This window comes from bacterium, assembly GCA_031082185.1.
GTDB lineage: Bacteria > Sysuimicrobiota > Sysuimicrobiia > Sysuimicrobiales > Humicultoraceae > VGFA01.
In genome coordinates this window covers 226485-241055 of record JAVHLI010000003.1, presented here as the reverse complement: position 1 = coordinate 241055, position 14571 = coordinate 226485, and the positions used below count along the sequence as shown (strand labels likewise).

Sequence of the window (14571 nt, the reverse complement as noted above, 5' to 3'; positions counted from 1 at the left end):
CTTCCACCACCCGCCGCTTCCACCCGCAGTGCCGTAACCCCGCCGGCCGCCGCGCCATCAGCGCCGCGTCCAGCGCCTCCAGCACCCCCGTCAACTCCGCTCGCGCCGCCGCGGCCGCCTCCTCCCAGAGCCGCAGCTCCAGGGTCTTGAAGTTCGGTTGCTCCTGTAGCATGCTGGAGATGCTCGACTGCACCACGGAAAGACCTCACCCCTTTCTCTGCCGAGAGAAGTCGTGAGGTCTTTCTGCTTCGCTACCGAAATCCCCTCAACTGCTACCCTGGACTTTACTCAAACGCGAGGAGGACCGTTGTCCGGATCGTGCGCAAAGTCACTCGGGAATCGGCTGGGCAGGGATGCGAGCCCAGGCGTCATCGCGCGGTCGTCGGAAGACGCCGGGGTCCCCCAGGAGTTGGAGAGGCTAGCGAACTCTTGGGTGACGGGTATCGGGACCAACGGCACTTTAGTCGAAGGGGAAGTAGTCTACGCTACAGCTCGCCTTGCGATGGGCCACGTGGGCCGGGCGGAGTTGCCGGACAGGTAGTGCACCAGGACGATTGTGGCCGCGCTATGCCGTGAAGGCCTCCAGGTTCAAGGGATGACTTTGAACGGCTTGCCACGTGCCAGTCGGTACACCTGGAAATCCCTGTCCAGGGAGAAGACCGTTCCGAGCCCGCGTTCCTCGGCCAGAGCAACGAGCGTGGCGTCGGCCAAGTCCATGGGCAGGTCACGGTATCGCCGCATGAGCTCGACTGCATAGTCGAGGCGTGCAGGCATCTCCACGACCAGGTCTCCTCGCTGCTGAAGCCGCCACAACACTTCTTGTGCCTGCCAGCCCGCGGCATCGCCGAGAAGATACATCGCCTCGGTGAACGCGGGCCAGGTCGTCAGCATGGGCCCGAGCAGCTTGGCCAGGGCATCCACGCACTTCTTGTGGTCGGGTTCGCCCCGATCAACGATGGCGACGAGAGGCCCGGCGTCGGTGAGAATCACGACCGCCGCCTGATGATGCGTTTGAAGCTCTCGCCGGTGCGCTGGGCACGGCCTCCGTCCGATCGGACGGTGCCGACGGCGTCGGCCAGCCGCACCCGCAGAGGGCCGCCCATCTCACTCAAGTAATGCTGCGCCGCGCGCCGCAAGACTTCCGACAATGGGACTCCCTCAGACTCGGCTATGGCACGCAGCCGGGCCTCCTGCTCTCGATCCAAACGAACACTCGTAGGCATGCTGCACTCCCTTGGCTCCATGTTGTATGACACTTCAATGATATTGTACTACAACCAGCGATCGAGCGCAAGCTGCCGAGACACACCCACCAGGATGTTCTTCTCCACGTTGGCCTTTGTGCTATGGCGTTCTCTATGAGCTAGCAGTGTCATCCGAGGCCGAGTAGTCCAGGCAGGTTGCCCCCTGTCTCTGCGACCAGTCTGATCCCCTCCCGATGCAGGACGATCTCTCGGCGACCCGCTCCAGGAGCGTCCGGGTGTGTACAGGAGGCCCCGATTCCGTTGGAAGCCCGCCGCGAGAGTCCGGGGAGAGGTACCTCGGCAGGAATACGGCCCGGTCAGGTCGTAGTTGGTTACTATTGGTCATGACCAGACAGGACCTCTCGAGGACGGTGCGATGAAGCTTCAGCGGAGAACGGCGACCCCGCTCCACAACCAGCTCGGTGCGGCGCTCGCCCGCGACATCCGGAAGGGCCGGTTCCCGCCGGGACAGCAGATCCCCTCGGAGCGCGAAATCTGCGTGGCGTACGGCGTCAGCCGTACGACCGTTCGACAGACCATCAGCGACCTGGTCGCCGCAGGGCTCTTGATGCGGGTGCCGGCGCGGGGCACATTTGTCGCGGGCCCGCGCATCGATCAGGATCTGACCCGCGTGGTGCGGTTCTCAGAGGCCGTGTCCGCGGCCGGCTACACACCGTCCTCGCGGCTGGTGGGTATCCACCAGCTCGCTGCCCCTGCCGCAATCTCCCAGGCACTCGGGCTGCCCGTCGGCGAGCGTGTTGTCGTCATCGAGATGCTGAGCCTGGCCGACGGCGCCCCGCTGGCGTTCTACCGCATTCATCTCCCCCTTGAGACCGGCGAGCCCACCGGCAGAGCCCTGCTCGCGGCGGAGGCAGAAGGCCGCGTCACCTTCGGGTTAGTGCTAGAGCACGTTCGCCGGGTGACCGGTCTCGAGCCGGCCCAGGTTGCCCAGACATACGAGGCCGCTGCGGCGACGCCGACGATCGCCCGCGCTCTGGGCATTCCAGAGGAAGCGCCGATCATCGCCAGCACGCGGACGGTCTATACCGCGTCCGGCGCGCCGATCACGTACGATGCGGCGTACTATCGCGGCGACCGCTACCGGTTCGCGATCCGCCGCGCATATTCCCTGTAGGCCCGGTCTTCCGAGGGCCTGCCCGGAGAGCACGTCGTCACCGCGAAAGGAACCTGAGGGAGGGGCGAATGGATACCACCGCTGACGGTCACGCAAAGAAGCGCCGCGTCATGGTCGGCGCCATCGGCAAGTGCGTCCACAACCTGGGCGTGGAGGGATTTGCCGACTGGCTGCAGGACCTCGAGCTGGGCTACATCGCGGTCAAGCTGGGCCCCGCAGTGCCCATCCCCGAGGTCGTGAACAAGATCCGCGAAGCGCGGCCCGAAGTCGTCGGGGTCTCGATGCGGCTGGGCGACCTGCACGTGGACAAGTTGATCACAGAGTTCATCGAGACGATCAGCAAGTTCGAGCTGCAACCCGGCGAGTCAGGAATTCGCTACTGTTTCGGCGGGCTGCGCCCGGCGGCCAATCTGGTGCGCGCGATGACCGGCGTGCCGCTCGAGCGAGACGAGTTCACGCCGATTGAAGAACGCCACTATGACCTGGACGCGGTGGCCGAGGAGTACAGGCACAAGCCCGCGTTCCACAATTTCTTCGAGGTGATCGCCGACGACTACATAACCATGGAGGAGCTGGAGCGCTTTGCGCGCGGCCAGCCGGTCCACGGCGTCACGGAACAGATTCAGTGGTCCGACTATCTGGTCGAGCGCATGCGGCAGGTGCGGGAGCGCGAAAACAGGCCGATAATCCGCGCGCACATCGGCATAGCCGCGGAGACGATCGAACCGACGATCGCCGGCATCGAGACGCTGGCCGACGCGGGCGCGTTGGAGATCGTATCTCTGGCGCCCGACCAAACCTCGCAGGAGATGCTGGCCAAGTTCATCCGAGGTGAGGAGGATCCCTCGAGGTACCTGGCGGGGCAGGGCGGAGCGCCCATCCGCAGCATCGAGGACCTCAAGCGGCTCAAGGCGGCGACGCGGCGCGGCAACTATCCGATGGCGCGCATCTACACGGGCACCGACGAGCTCCTCGAACTGGCCAAACTGTGGGAGGAGCACCTGAACGCCTGCTTCCCCGCGGTTCCCATCTTCTTCTACAACCGAATGGACGGACGCGGCCCCATCTCGATTCACGACTCCTTCCGCGAGCACTACGACACGATCCGCTATTGGGCGAGCATCGGCAAGCCGTGCGAGATCAACGATCCCCACCAGTGGGGATTGCGCTACGCAAGCGATGACATGCAGGTGGCGGATCACGTGCTCTGCGGGCTGATGGCGCTCAAGCTGGGCGTCAAGCACTACGTCATGCAGATGATGTTCGAGCTGCCCCCTGAGATCTCAGCGCTCGACGACCTCGCGAAGATGAAGGCGGCCTACGAGCTGATCGAGCCTCTCGAACGACACTTCGACTTCACGATCATCCGGCAGACGCGCTCTGGGCTGCCCAGCTTCCCGCCCGACCTGTACCAGGCCAAGGGGCATCTGGCCTTTGGGATCTACACGCAGCTCTACCTCGAGCCCCACATTCTCCACGTCGTGACCCACTCCGAAGCCCACCACGAGGCCAAGGCCGAGGACATCATCGAGTCCTGCCAGATCACCAAGCAGGTCTGCTGGGACTTCGCCAAGGGCCACGTGCCCAACATCTGGGCCGATCCCTGGGTGCGCGACCGCATCGCCGAGCTGAAGAAGACCAGCATGTACAACGTCCTGCACGGTGCGCTCATTGGCGGGTATTGTGGTCCCGTCACCGTGGCGAACTTCTTGGAGTGGGCCCACGAGCCCGGCGAGGACCCCGAGCGCAACTACGAGACGATGCTGCTGTCGCTGGCGGACGAGAGGAACTACTCGACGGGAACGTGCGGTGTTATCAGCCCCGACGCGCTGGAGCTGGCCCTGCAGATCGGGCTCTTCCAGGCGCCGCACCTCACCGTGGTGGACAAGCGCTACGAGATGGTGGGCAAGTGCCGGACCCAGGTGGTCGGAGGGGCATGCCGGATCGAGGAGTGGAACGGCATCCCGGTCAAGGACGAGTTCACCAGGGTGGACCTGGTGCGCCATCATTACCCCTGGTACTTCGACAGGAGCATATCGGTCGCAGCCGACCAGACCTACATCACCGAGACCGAGAAAGAGGAAGAGGAAGCCAGCGGCAAGGAGGATATCGTCGCCGGGCGCGTCGGCCTGGTGCAGGCGCGCGCCAAAAAGGTACTGGTCGTGGACTTTGGCTCGACCTTCACCAAAGTGGGCATGTTCGACGTGCAGACCGAGCAGTTCGATCTCCGCTACGTGCCGACGACGGTTGACGATATCCGTGTCGGGCTGGCCGACGGGATGGGCGTTCTGTCGGCATGCCAGGAGCGGAGAGACTGGAAGCCCCTCGAAGAGGCGATGAGCAGGTTTGACATCCGGCTGCCGTGCTCGAGTGCCAAGGGCGGCCTTAAGATGGTGACCATCGCTCTTACCCGGGAGGAATCGGGGTTCGCGGCGGAACTCGCCGCGCTCACCGCCGGCGCCAAACTGGTGGCCAGCTACGACGGTAAGCTGACGCCGGAAGAGGCCGGCCGCATCTACACCGTTGACCAACCGGAGATCATCTTGATCGCCGGTGGGGTCAACGATGGGGGCGACTCCGAGACCCAACTGCACAACGCGCGCCTGCTGGCCGAGAACGCTAAGAACGCCACCTACACGCGCTACGGCGTCCCCGTCATCTACGCCGGCAACCATGATGTGCGCGAGCAAGTGGAGCACATCTTCCGTTGGAACAATGTGGACGTCCGGATCACCGACAACGTGATGCCCGAGGTGAACCGGTTTCACATTGAGGTCGTGAACGAAGCCATTCGCGAACTGTTCCAGACGGTCATCATCCGCGGGAAGGGCTTCGACGTGGTGGAGGAGTACATGGACGCCCCCTTCATCCCCACGCCTCGAGCGGCGTTCCGGGGCATCAATCTGCTGGCGCACGGCCACGGTAACGAGGAGGGCCTGGGGGACATCATGGCGCTCGATATCGGGGGCGCCACCACCGACTTCTTCTCCAACGTGTCCGACAACCCCCTCTACATCTATGAAGGGCCGGACAACGCCCGACGCGTCAAGCGCACCATTCTCAAGACTCCCAACAGCCCATTGGCCTACCGCCGGGTCGAGGGCAAGTACGGGCTCGCCTACAACGCCGAGAACCTGAAGGAACTGGAACGTTTTCGAAACGGCGAGATGCAGCGTGAACTGTCCGAGTATTTGAGCCGGAACCTCCCCGACGCCTTCGTCCCCGGGGCGGGCCAGTTCTCGCAGTTCCTGTACTCGCGCAACGGCCAGGTTGAGGTTGACCTCGACCGATACCTGAGTTTTCTCTCCTCCAATCCCCACGTCGTTCCGGATACCGCGATCGAGAACGCCGCCCGGGCATGGCTGGCGCACGAGATCCTCGCCACGGCCACCCGCAAGCATGCCGGATACGTTGAGGAAACCGAAACCTACTTTCTGCAGTACGGTGTCAATCTGCTCAATCAGCCGGTGGCGGTCGTTCTGATTGGGGGCACCGTGTATCACAAGTGCCAGGAGAAGGCGCCTCGCTACCTGGACGACCTGGCTTTGATCGCGCGGGGCGTGCTCTACAATCCTGCCGAGCCCCACGTGCTGCGGCCCCGGGGACCCGTCTTGCTGGATGCCCAGTACCTGGTCAGCATCATCGGCGGGCTGTACGGAAGGGTGAACCCCGAGCAGGCGGTGCGGGTCATGAAGCGCGAGCTGATACCGCTCGATGTCCAGCAGTACGCGGGGAGGAGGTAGCGACCATGAAACCCAAAGTGGCTGTCCTGGGAGCGGGCAACGGCGGGCACGCCTTTGCCGGTGATCTGGCCCTGCGTGGCTACCCGGTTCGCCTCTACAACAAGTTCGCGCATGAGATCGTTGAGATCCAGGCAGCGGGCGGCGTGCGGCTGGAGGGTGCCATTGACGGGTTTGGACGGCTGGAGCTGGTGACGACGGACATCGCGCCGGTTATAGCCGAGGCCGACATCATTCTGGTGGTGGTGCCGGCCAATGCCCACGCCTTCATGGCTGAGGCGTGCAGCCCCCACCTTCGCGACGGGCAGGTCATCGTCCTCAATCCGGGGCGCACCGGGGGTGCGCTGGAGTTCCGCCAGGTGCTGGCGAGCCGCGGTGTGGAGGGCCGGGTCGTGGTGTCGGAGGCCCAGACCCTACTGTTCGCCTGCCGGATTTCGGGTCCGGCCCGCGTCCGGGTGAACAGCATCAAGCGCCAGGTGCCGCTGGCCGCGCTGCCCGCGAGCGATACACCGCGGGTCCTGGAAGTTCTGCGTCCTCTGTACCCGCAGTTCGTCGCTGCCCGGGACGTGCTGGAGACCGGGTTGGACAACATGGGGGCTGTTTTCCATCCCGGCACGGTCGTGCTGAGCGTGGCGCGCATCGAGTCCGGTGTGCCGTTCGAGTTCTATCGCGACATGACGCCGGCCGTGGCGCGGTTCTTGGAGGCGATCGACGAGGAGCGGCTCGCCGTGGCGCGGGCGTACGATGTGAGCGCCATCTCGGCCGCCGATTGGCTGGAGCGAAGTTACGAGGGCGTCAGCGGTGTTACGCTATACGACCGGATCCTCAGCAACCCGGCCTACGCGGGCATAGCCGCCCCGCGCTCGCTGGATGTGCGCTACGTCTTGGAAGACGTGCCCACGGGTCTCGTGCCCATCGCGTCGCTCGGGCGTCTGGCCGGGGTGGACGTGCGGGCGACGGCGGGTTTGGTGGATGTGTGCGGTGCTTTGTACCGGCGCGACTTCTGGAAGGAGGGCCGCGATCTCCATCGGCTGGGAGTTGCCGGCCTCACCGTCGCCGAGGCCAAGGCGCTGATCCGGAATGGACCTGCCGCCGCGCGGTAGGCCGCCAACCTGCCGCAGCGGCACGGACCCTAGTCTACGACGCGCATAACCTACTACCCCCCGACCCATCCGCGGCGGAGAAGATCATTCCTAGCCTGCGCTCCTCGGCCAGAGCACCGAGCGTGGCGTCGGCCAAGTCCATGGGCAGGTCGCGGTATCGCCGAGGATAGCAGGTGTTTGCCTATTGCTTTTGGAAATGTTCTCCCTTATTGTTCGACTTGTAAGGTAACCTTATAAGACCTTCTCATGGGAATTGCCGGACCAAGGAGCGACCGCGAGGGTATGGGCCGGGATTCGAGACGAAATCGCGCTGCTGCAGTCCCGGCGGGGTCGGTTGCGGGTGCCGATCGGTCGTCCCGCCGAGTCTCCTCAGCAGCGGTTTCTCGTGACGCGCCGTCATCGGCGCGCTTTCCGTCGATCGCGAGACAGACACTCTCGCGTCAGGCAGCTCGATCGCTGATCAATAGCATCCTCCTCGGCCACTTCCGGCCGGGTGAGCCACTTCCCTCGTCGGGCGACCTCGCCCTCAAGTTCGAGGTCAGCAGACCAGTTATCCGCGAGGCCCTGAAGATCGTGGCCACCCTGGGCATGGTCGAGAGTCGTCAGGGGCGTTTCAGCCGGGTGAGCGAGCGCGCAGCATGGTGCGATCTCTCACACGAGATCCTCGCCGCGCGGCTTGAGATTGGGGCGATCGACGATATCATGGGAGAAAGCCTCGAATTGAGGCGTGTCATCGAGACCGAGGCCGCCGCGCTGGCGGCGGAGCGGGCGACGGAAGGCGACCTCGCCGCCATGCGCCAGAAGCTTGACGCGCTCGACAGGTCGAGCGGTGACACGCAGGCCTACGCAATTCACGATGTAGCATTCCACGACGCGGTGTTGCGGGCCACCCATAACCGCCTGTTCCTCCAGCTTATCGACTCGATGCGCGAGCTGCTCATGTTCGTGCGCATGGTCAGCATCACCGCAAGCGCGGACCGCATCCCGAGCTCACGGGAAGGTCACCGGATCCTCTTTGAAGCCATAGAGGCCAGGTCGCCGGAGGCCGCGCGGAAGGCGATGGCCGAGCATCTCGCCTGGGGAGAGCGAGTGAACGTCAGCGAGTACCGGGCCACACGCCCCTAGCGCGGCGGGTTCCGTTTGTTGATACGGTGCGGGTGCGCGCTACCGCTAGGCAGGCCTATCGGGGCTGTCTGAGAGAAAGGCTCCTGCCGATGACGGGAAGTGTCTTCAACATCATGCGGTTCGCCGTGAATGACGGGCCCGGCATCCGCACGACCGTTTTTCTCAAGGGATGCCCCCTCCGGTGCCTGTGGTGTCACAACCCCGAGTCCATTCTCACCCGACGGGAGCTCGTCATTCGCGCGGACCGGTGCATTCGGTGCGGCGCATGTCTGGAAGCGTGCGTGGAGGGGGCGATCCGGCGCGAAGACGACGCGTTTGTGACGGTGCGCGAGTCGTGCATCCGGTGTGGGCGCTGCGCTGATGCCTGCTGCTCAGGGGCGCGGGAACTGGTCGGTCGGGAAATGACCCCTGACGAGGTCCTGGTCGAGATCGACAAAGACACCGTCTTCTATGACCAGTCCGGGGGAGGGGTCACCTTCTCGGGAGGAGAGCCGCTCCTCCAGCACGACTTCCTGTTATCCGCCCTGCAAGGCTGCAGAGCCCGGGGGATTCACACCGCCGTAGACACGTCCGGGTACGCCGCGCCGGTTGTGCTCGAGGCCGTCGCTGCGGCTGCGGACCTCTTCCTGTACGATCTCAAGCTCCTTGACGAGGAACGACACCGCCGTTTCACCGGCATACCCAACGGCCTGATCCTCGAGAACCTGCGCAGACTTGTCGCGGCGGGCCGGGACGTGATCGTCCGTGTTCCGGTCATTCCCGGCATTAACGACGATGAGGACAACATCCGGCAGACCGGCCGGTTTGTGGCATCGCTCGGCGGAATCACGCAGGTTGACGTGCTTCCGTACCATGATACGGGCATCGCGAAGTACCAGCGTCTGGGGGAGGCCTTTCAGTTGCAGACGGTCGGGCGGCCAACACCCGCACGGGTGCAAGAGGTAGCGATGATCCTGCGATCGTACGTCGCTACTGTCTCGGTTGGAGGATAGACCATGACGAACCGTGTGCGTAGACTTCGGGAGCAAAGCCTGAAGGCAACCCCTCAACTATCGCCGGAGCGCGCCGTTCTGGTGACGGATTCCTGCGGGCGGACCGATTCCCTTTCAGCACCCATGCGGCGCGCCCGTGCTTTCAAGGCCGTCATGGAGAACAAGTCCATCTGGATTGGTGACGACGAACTGATCGTTGGTGAACGGGGGCCGGCGCCTAAGGATACGTACACATACCCCGAGCTCTGCTGCCACAGCCTCGAGGACCTCAGAACCCTGGACGGCCGCGACAAGGTCGCGTTCTGCGTGGGCGACGACATGCTGAGGATCTACAGTGACACGGTCATTCCTTTCTGGCAGGGGCGGACGATCCGCGACAGGATCTTCCAGGAGATGGCGAGCGACTGGAAGGCGTGCTACGAGGCAGGCATCTTCACCGAGTTCATGGAGCAGAGGGCCCCCGGCCACACCGCGCTCGACGGCAAGATCTACCGGAAGGGCATGCTGGACTTCAAGGCCGATATCCGGCGCAGCCTGGAGGCCCTGGACTTCCTCGACGACCCTCAGGCCTTTGAGAAGAAAGAGGAGCTCGAAGCGATGGCCGTCTGCGCCGATGCCGTCGTCACCCTAGCGCGCCGGCACGCCGAGCGCGCGCAGGAACTCGCCGTCCAGGAAGCGGACCCGGCGCGGAAGGCCGAACTGGAAGAGATCGCCCGCGTGTGCAGGAAGGTCCCGGCTCACGCGCCCGAGACGTTCTGGGAAGCGCTTCAGGCCTACTGGTTCATCCACCTCGGCGTGATCACGGAACTCAACCCTTGGGATGCGTTCAACCCCGGGCGCCTCGACCAGCATCTCCAGCCGTTCTATCAGAAGGGTTTGGCTGACGGATCGCTCACCCGCGATAGGGCGAAAGAGCTGCTGGAGTGCATCTGGATCAAGTTCAATAACCAACCGGCTCCGCCTAAGGTCGGGGTCACGGCGGCCGAGAGCTCTACTTACAACGACTTCGCCAATATCAACAGCGGCGGACTGAGGCCGGACGGCAGCGACGGGGTCAACGACGTGACGTACCTCATCCTTGAGGTCGTCGACGAGATGCGGCTAGTTCAGCCCGGCTCCAACATCCAGCTCAGCCGCAAGAGCCCCGACCAGTTCCTGAAGGCCGCGTGCAGGATCATTCGCAAGGGATGGGGGCAGCCGTCGGTATTCAACGCCGACACCATCGTGGAAGAGCTCCTACGCCAGGGCAAGACGATCGAAGATGCCCGCGGCGGGGGAGCGAGCGGGTGCGTGGAAACCGGGGCGTTCGGTAAGGAGAGCTACATCCTGACGGGCTATCTCAACCTTCCCAAGGTGCTGGAGGTTACCCTGCACAACGGAGTGGATCCGCGCACGGGAGCGCGGATCGGCATCGAGACAGGCCATCCGGCGACGTTCTCGTTATTCCCCGAGTTGATGGAGGCGTTTCATCGGCAACTGAAGCATTTCGTAGACATCAAGGTGCGCGGCAACAACGCCATCGAGCGGCTGTACGCGGACTACATGCCGGTGCCGTTCCTCTCGATCCTGATCGATGATTGCATCGTCAAGGGGAAGGACTACAACAGCGGCGGCGCGCGATACAACACCAGCTACATCCAGGGCGTCGGGATCGGCACGATCACCGACAGCCTGGCGGCGATCCGTCATCATGTCTTCGACAATCCTACGATTAGGATGCCGGACCTGCTCAAAGCCCTCGGGGATGACTTTGCAGGTCGCGAGCGCATTCGCCAGATCCTTATCAGCAAGACTCCTAAGTACGGGAACGACGACGATTACGCCGACGAGATCATGCGAGAGGTGTTCGACATATACTACCGTGCCGTCGACGGCCGGAAGAACACCAAGGGCGGACACTACCACATCAACTTTCTTCCGACCACGTGCCACGTGTACTTCGGTTCCGTTACAGGGGCAACCCCCGACGGTCGCATGTCGGGGACGCCGCTCTCCGAAGGGATTTCTCCCGTCCAGGGAGCCGACCGCAAGGGGCCCACGGCGGTCCTGCGCTCCGCCGGAAAGATGGACCACGTCCGGACTGGCGGAGCTTTGCTCAACCAGAAGTTCACGCCGCAGTTGCTGGAGGGCGAGAAGGGCATCGAGAATCTCGTCCACCTCGTGCGTTCCTACTTCGCGCTGGGCGGTCATCACGTCCAGTTCAACGTGATCACGGCGGAAACACTCCGCAAGGCGCAGACGCATCCGGAGCAGTACCGGGACCTCATTGTTCGGGTCGCCGGGTACAGCGACTATTTCTGCGAGCTGAGCAAGACCTTGCAGGACGAGATCATCGCGCGCACTGAGCACCAGTCATTCTAAGGAGGGATCAGATCGCATGCGTAGATTCCTGACCGCTCTTGCGACGATCGCATTGACCGGGGCGCTGGGCGTTTCCGCTTTGGCCGCTCCGGCCGTGACCCCCACGCGCGGCGGAGCGCTCATCATCGCGTCCGGTACGGACGCGGTGGTGCTCGACTCGCCAATCGCCGTGGACGCACCGAGCTTCGCCATATTGGAACACATGGTCGAGGGGCTCTTCGAGCTCACGCCCGAAGGCAAGATCCAACCCACACTGGTCGCCTCGCACACGGTGTCCCCAGACGGGCTTACGCGGACGCTGCGGCTCCGGCCCGGAGTACGATTCCATGACGGGACCCCGTTTGACGCTGAAGCGGCCAAGTTCAACCTCGACCGGATGCTTGATCCTGCCACGCGGGCGCCGTTCCGGTTCCTGATCGACCGCATCACGAGCGTCACCGTGGTAGACTCCATGACGATCAGATTGGTCACCAGTGTTCCGTTTGCACCACTGCTGGCCCACCTAACGCACAGTGCGGTGGGAATGCAGAGCCCGACGGCCATTCGCCGGCTGGGCGCCGACTACGCCCGGCAGCCGGTGGGGACCGGTTCGTTCAAGTTCAAGGAATGGATCCGCGGCGACCGCGTCGTGGTGACGCGCAACGACGACTACTGGGGAGAGAAGGCCTTTGTTGACGAGGTGCAGTTCCGCGTGATCCCGGACGACGGAGCGCGGCTGGCGGCGATGGAGGCCGGCTCGATCCATGTGGCCGTCCGGGTGCCCCCGCGCGAGATCGACCGGCTCAAGGGCCACCGGGACCTAGGCGTGCTGGTGTCCGAGAGTCTCCGCACGATCTTTGTCGGGTTCAATGTGACCCGCCCGCCGTTCAACGACCGGCGCCTCCGCCAGGCACTAAACTACGCGGTCAACAAGCGCGCAATAGTCAGCAGCGTCCTGAACGGCACCGCCCGGGTCTCCGATGCGCCCATCCCACCCAACGTCGAGGGATATTCCAAGACGATGACCTATGATTGGGACCTGGACCGGGCCGAGGCGCTGCTGCGCGAGGCAGGGTTCAGCCGAGCCCGACCCTTGCGCGCCGTCTTCCATCATCCGTCCGGGCGCTACATCCGCGATGCGGAGATAGCCGCCGGTATCCAGGGGTTAGTGCGCCGGGTAGGGATAGAGCTCGAGTTGAGGACGATGGAGTGGGGCGCCTACCTGGCCTTCACGAGCCGGCCGCAGCCAGAGAACGAGACTCAGATGTACATGATCGGTTGGGGCACCGTGACGGGCGACGCGGACTACGGGCTCTACGCCCTGTTCCACTCGTCGCAGTGGGCACCGGCTTCCAACAACCGGGGCTTCTACAAGAATGAACGTGTGGATGCCCTGCTTGACCTGGGCCGGAGGACCGTTGACCAGGGCGAGCGCGACAAGATCTATGCTGATGCCATGCGCGTCATCATGGACGACGCGCCCTGGCTCTTCCTGCACAGCGAGGCACAGGTCACCGGCATACGCCACGCCGCGCAGGGCCTGATCATTCATCCGGCGGAGCGCGTCATGGCGCACAAGGCCTGGCTGCGACGGTAGCGGATCGCTCCGGTACTGGTGGGAACGCGGAAGCAGAGGGGGGAGGCGCACAGGCCTCCCCCCTTCTAGCGCGCCACGTACAGCGGTTCGCCGAGCGTCCGGATGTCCACCTCGACGCCGAGGCCAGGACCCGGTGCGGGTCCGCCCCAGCCGTCTTGAGAGCGCGGCCGGTAGCCCGCGACGTGTTCCTTTGTCCAGTCATTCATGAACGACACGGTGAAGAGCGCCTCAGGCCGCACGCTTGCGGCAAGGTGGCTCACGGCCGCCGTGACCAGGTCTCCGCCCCAGGTATCTTCGATTGTCAGCGACACCCCGAGCGCTTCGCACACGTCGCGAATCAACCGGGCCTTGGTCAGGCCGCCGACCCTGCTGATCTTGAGATTGACGCCTCCGGCGCCGCCCTGCTGCACGGCGGCCAGGAGCGACGGCACATCCGTGACGATTTCGTCATAGATCATCGGCAACGTCGTAACCTTGCGGACGGTGATACATTCCTCCAGCGTTGGGCACGGTTGCTCCAGATACACGCGCGGCAGCGGTTCGAGCAGACGGGCCGCGACGATGGCGTCCTGAAGGCGCCACCCTCCGTTGGCGTCGGCGATGATGACGTCATCCGCATCGGTGACCTCGACAACGTGCCGCACGCGGGCCGCGTCCTGAAGCGGATCGCCGCCGATCTTCAGCTGGAATCGGTGGATGCCCTCGGCCCGGCGTGCCTGGACGTACGCGGCCATCTCCTGGGCGCTTCCGAGCGGGACCGCCATGTACAGCGGGTACCTATCCCGCCGCTGGCCTCCCAACAACGTGGCAACCGGCAACCCGGTGGTCTTGCCCAGGATATCCCAGCAGGCCACGTCTACCGGGCTCTTGGCATACGCGTGGCCGCGCAGCACGCTGTCCATCCGCTCGTTGATTAGGGCCAGGTTTCCAGGGTCGGCGCCGATGAGCGCGGGCGCGAGTTCGCGCAGCGCCGCCCGGGCGCCTCCCGCGAACCCGGGCAGGTAGGTCTGGCCCAGCGGGCAGACCTCGCTCCAGCCGGCGATCCCCTGGTCGGTCGTCACCTTCACCACGGTAGACGGCAACGCCCGCACGATGCGGCCGCCGGACATCACGTAGTCGCCGTGGACATAGTGCAGGTCGTATCCGTAGATCTCGATCTGCGTGATCTGCAACGATACCCACCTCCGGAATGTGTGCGCGGTGTAGGTTCGGCGGAGTGGTGCTCCGCTCCCGCCGGCAATAACGCGTTGGGGGATTTTGACCTCCATGGTCGAAGAGTCCTAGCAGCGGCTCCA

11 protein-coding genes are annotated in these 14571 nt (G+C 64.4%); 7 read left to right on the top strand and 4 right to left on the bottom strand.

What is annotated here, in order from left to right; translation table 11 throughout:
• From RDU83_04965 to RDU83_04955, 3 genes are all read right to left on the bottom strand, one after another.
• Positions 1-196 (bottom strand): hypothetical protein (locus tag RDU83_04965; GenBank protein ID MDQ7840364.1); only part of this gene is annotated, 196 nt, incomplete at its 3' end.
• A 392-nt stretch (positions 197-588) separates the two neighbouring features.
• Positions 589-990 carry a PIN domain-containing protein gene (locus tag RDU83_04960; protein ID MDQ7840363.1) on the bottom strand — a complete coding sequence of 134 codons (402 nt, stop codon included), beginning with the start codon at positions 988-990 and terminating at the stop codon, positions 589-591.
• Complete coding sequence (locus RDU83_04955; GenBank protein MDQ7840362.1) at positions 987-1223, bottom strand: ribbon-helix-helix protein, CopG family; 237 nt, start codon at positions 1221-1223, stop codon at positions 987-989. The genes RDU83_04960 and RDU83_04955 overlap by 4 nt, the downstream gene beginning before the upstream one ends.
• A gap of 397 nt (positions 1224-1620) precedes the next feature.
• Between RDU83_04955 and RDU83_04950 the strand changes: the two genes are divergently transcribed.
• The 7 genes from RDU83_04950 to RDU83_04920 all read left to right on the top strand — a co-directional run bounded on the left by RDU83_04950 (position 1621) and on the right by RDU83_04920 (position 13276).
• Complete coding sequence (locus RDU83_04950) at positions 1621-2379, top strand: GntR family transcriptional regulator (GenBank protein MDQ7840361.1); 759 nt, start codon at positions 1621-1623, stop codon at positions 2377-2379.
• A gap of 68 nt (positions 2380-2447) precedes the next feature.
• Positions 2448-6122, top strand: a complete 3675-nt coding sequence (locus RDU83_04945) for a glutamate mutase L (protein MDQ7840360.1) — start codon at positions 2448-2450, stop codon at positions 6120-6122.
• Positions 6123-6127: 5 nt separating this feature from the next.
• Entirely contained in the window at positions 6128-7222 is a 1095-nt protein-coding gene (locus RDU83_04940; GenBank protein MDQ7840359.1) for an NAD/NADP octopine/nopaline dehydrogenase family protein, read from the top strand.
• 282 nt (positions 7223-7504) lie between these two features.
• Positions 7505-8347, top strand: a complete 843-nt coding sequence (locus tag RDU83_04935) for a FadR/GntR family transcriptional regulator (GenBank protein ID MDQ7840358.1) — start codon at positions 7505-7507, stop codon at positions 8345-8347.
• 89 nt (positions 8348-8436) lie between these two features.
• On the top strand, positions 8437-9339 hold the full coding sequence (locus tag RDU83_04930) for a glycyl-radical enzyme activating protein (protein ID MDQ7840357.1): 903 nt from the start codon (positions 8437-8439) through the stop codon (positions 9337-9339).
• A 3-nt stretch (positions 9340-9342) separates the two neighbouring features.
• The gene (locus tag RDU83_04925; GenBank protein ID MDQ7840356.1) at positions 9343-11700 is read left to right on the top strand and encodes a glycyl radical protein; all 2358 of its coding nucleotides are present in this window, start codon (positions 9343-9345) and stop codon (positions 11698-11700) included.
• A 16-nt stretch (positions 11701-11716) separates the two neighbouring features.
• Entirely contained in the window at positions 11717-13276 is a 1560-nt protein-coding gene (locus RDU83_04920) for a glutathione ABC transporter substrate-binding protein (GenBank protein ID MDQ7840355.1), read from the top strand.
• Positions 13277-13341: 65 nt separating this feature from the next.
• Here the strand turns inward: RDU83_04920 and RDU83_04915 are convergent, their stop codons facing one another.
• Positions 13342-14448: a mandelate racemase/muconate lactonizing enzyme family protein gene (locus RDU83_04915; protein MDQ7840354.1), complete on the bottom strand. Its 1107-nt coding sequence runs from the start codon at positions 14446-14448 to the stop codon at positions 13342-13344.
• Between the last annotated feature and the right edge of the window lie 123 nt (positions 14449-14571).

Bases quoted from the DNA above. Each gene is read 5' to 3' on its own strand.
- RDU83_04955 (MDQ7840362.1), bottom strand. From the start codon at position 1,223: ATGCCTACGAGTGTTCGTTTGGATCGAGAGCAGGAGGCCCGGCTGCGT.
- RDU83_04920 (MDQ7840355.1), top strand. From the start codon at position 11,717: ATGCGTAGATTCCTGACCGCTCTTGCGACGATCGCATTGACCGGGGCG.
- RDU83_04940 (MDQ7840359.1), top strand. From the start codon at position 6,128: ATGAAACCCAAAGTGGCTGTCCTGGGAGCGGGCAACGGCGGGCACGCC.
- RDU83_04925 (MDQ7840356.1), top strand. From the start codon at position 9,343: ATGACGAACCGTGTGCGTAGACTTCGGGAGCAAAGCCTGAAGGCAACC.
- RDU83_04935 (MDQ7840358.1), top strand. From the start codon at position 7,505: ATGGGCCGGGATTCGAGACGAAATCGCGCTGCTGCAGTCCCGGCGGGG.
- RDU83_04945 (MDQ7840360.1), top strand. From the start codon at position 2,448: ATGGATACCACCGCTGACGGTCACGCAAAGAAGCGCCGCGTCATGGTC.
- RDU83_04930 (MDQ7840357.1), top strand. From the start codon at position 8,437: ATGACGGGAAGTGTCTTCAACATCATGCGGTTCGCCGTGAATGACGGG.
- RDU83_04950 (MDQ7840361.1), top strand. From the start codon at position 1,621: ATGAAGCTTCAGCGGAGAACGGCGACCCCGCTCCACAACCAGCTCGGT.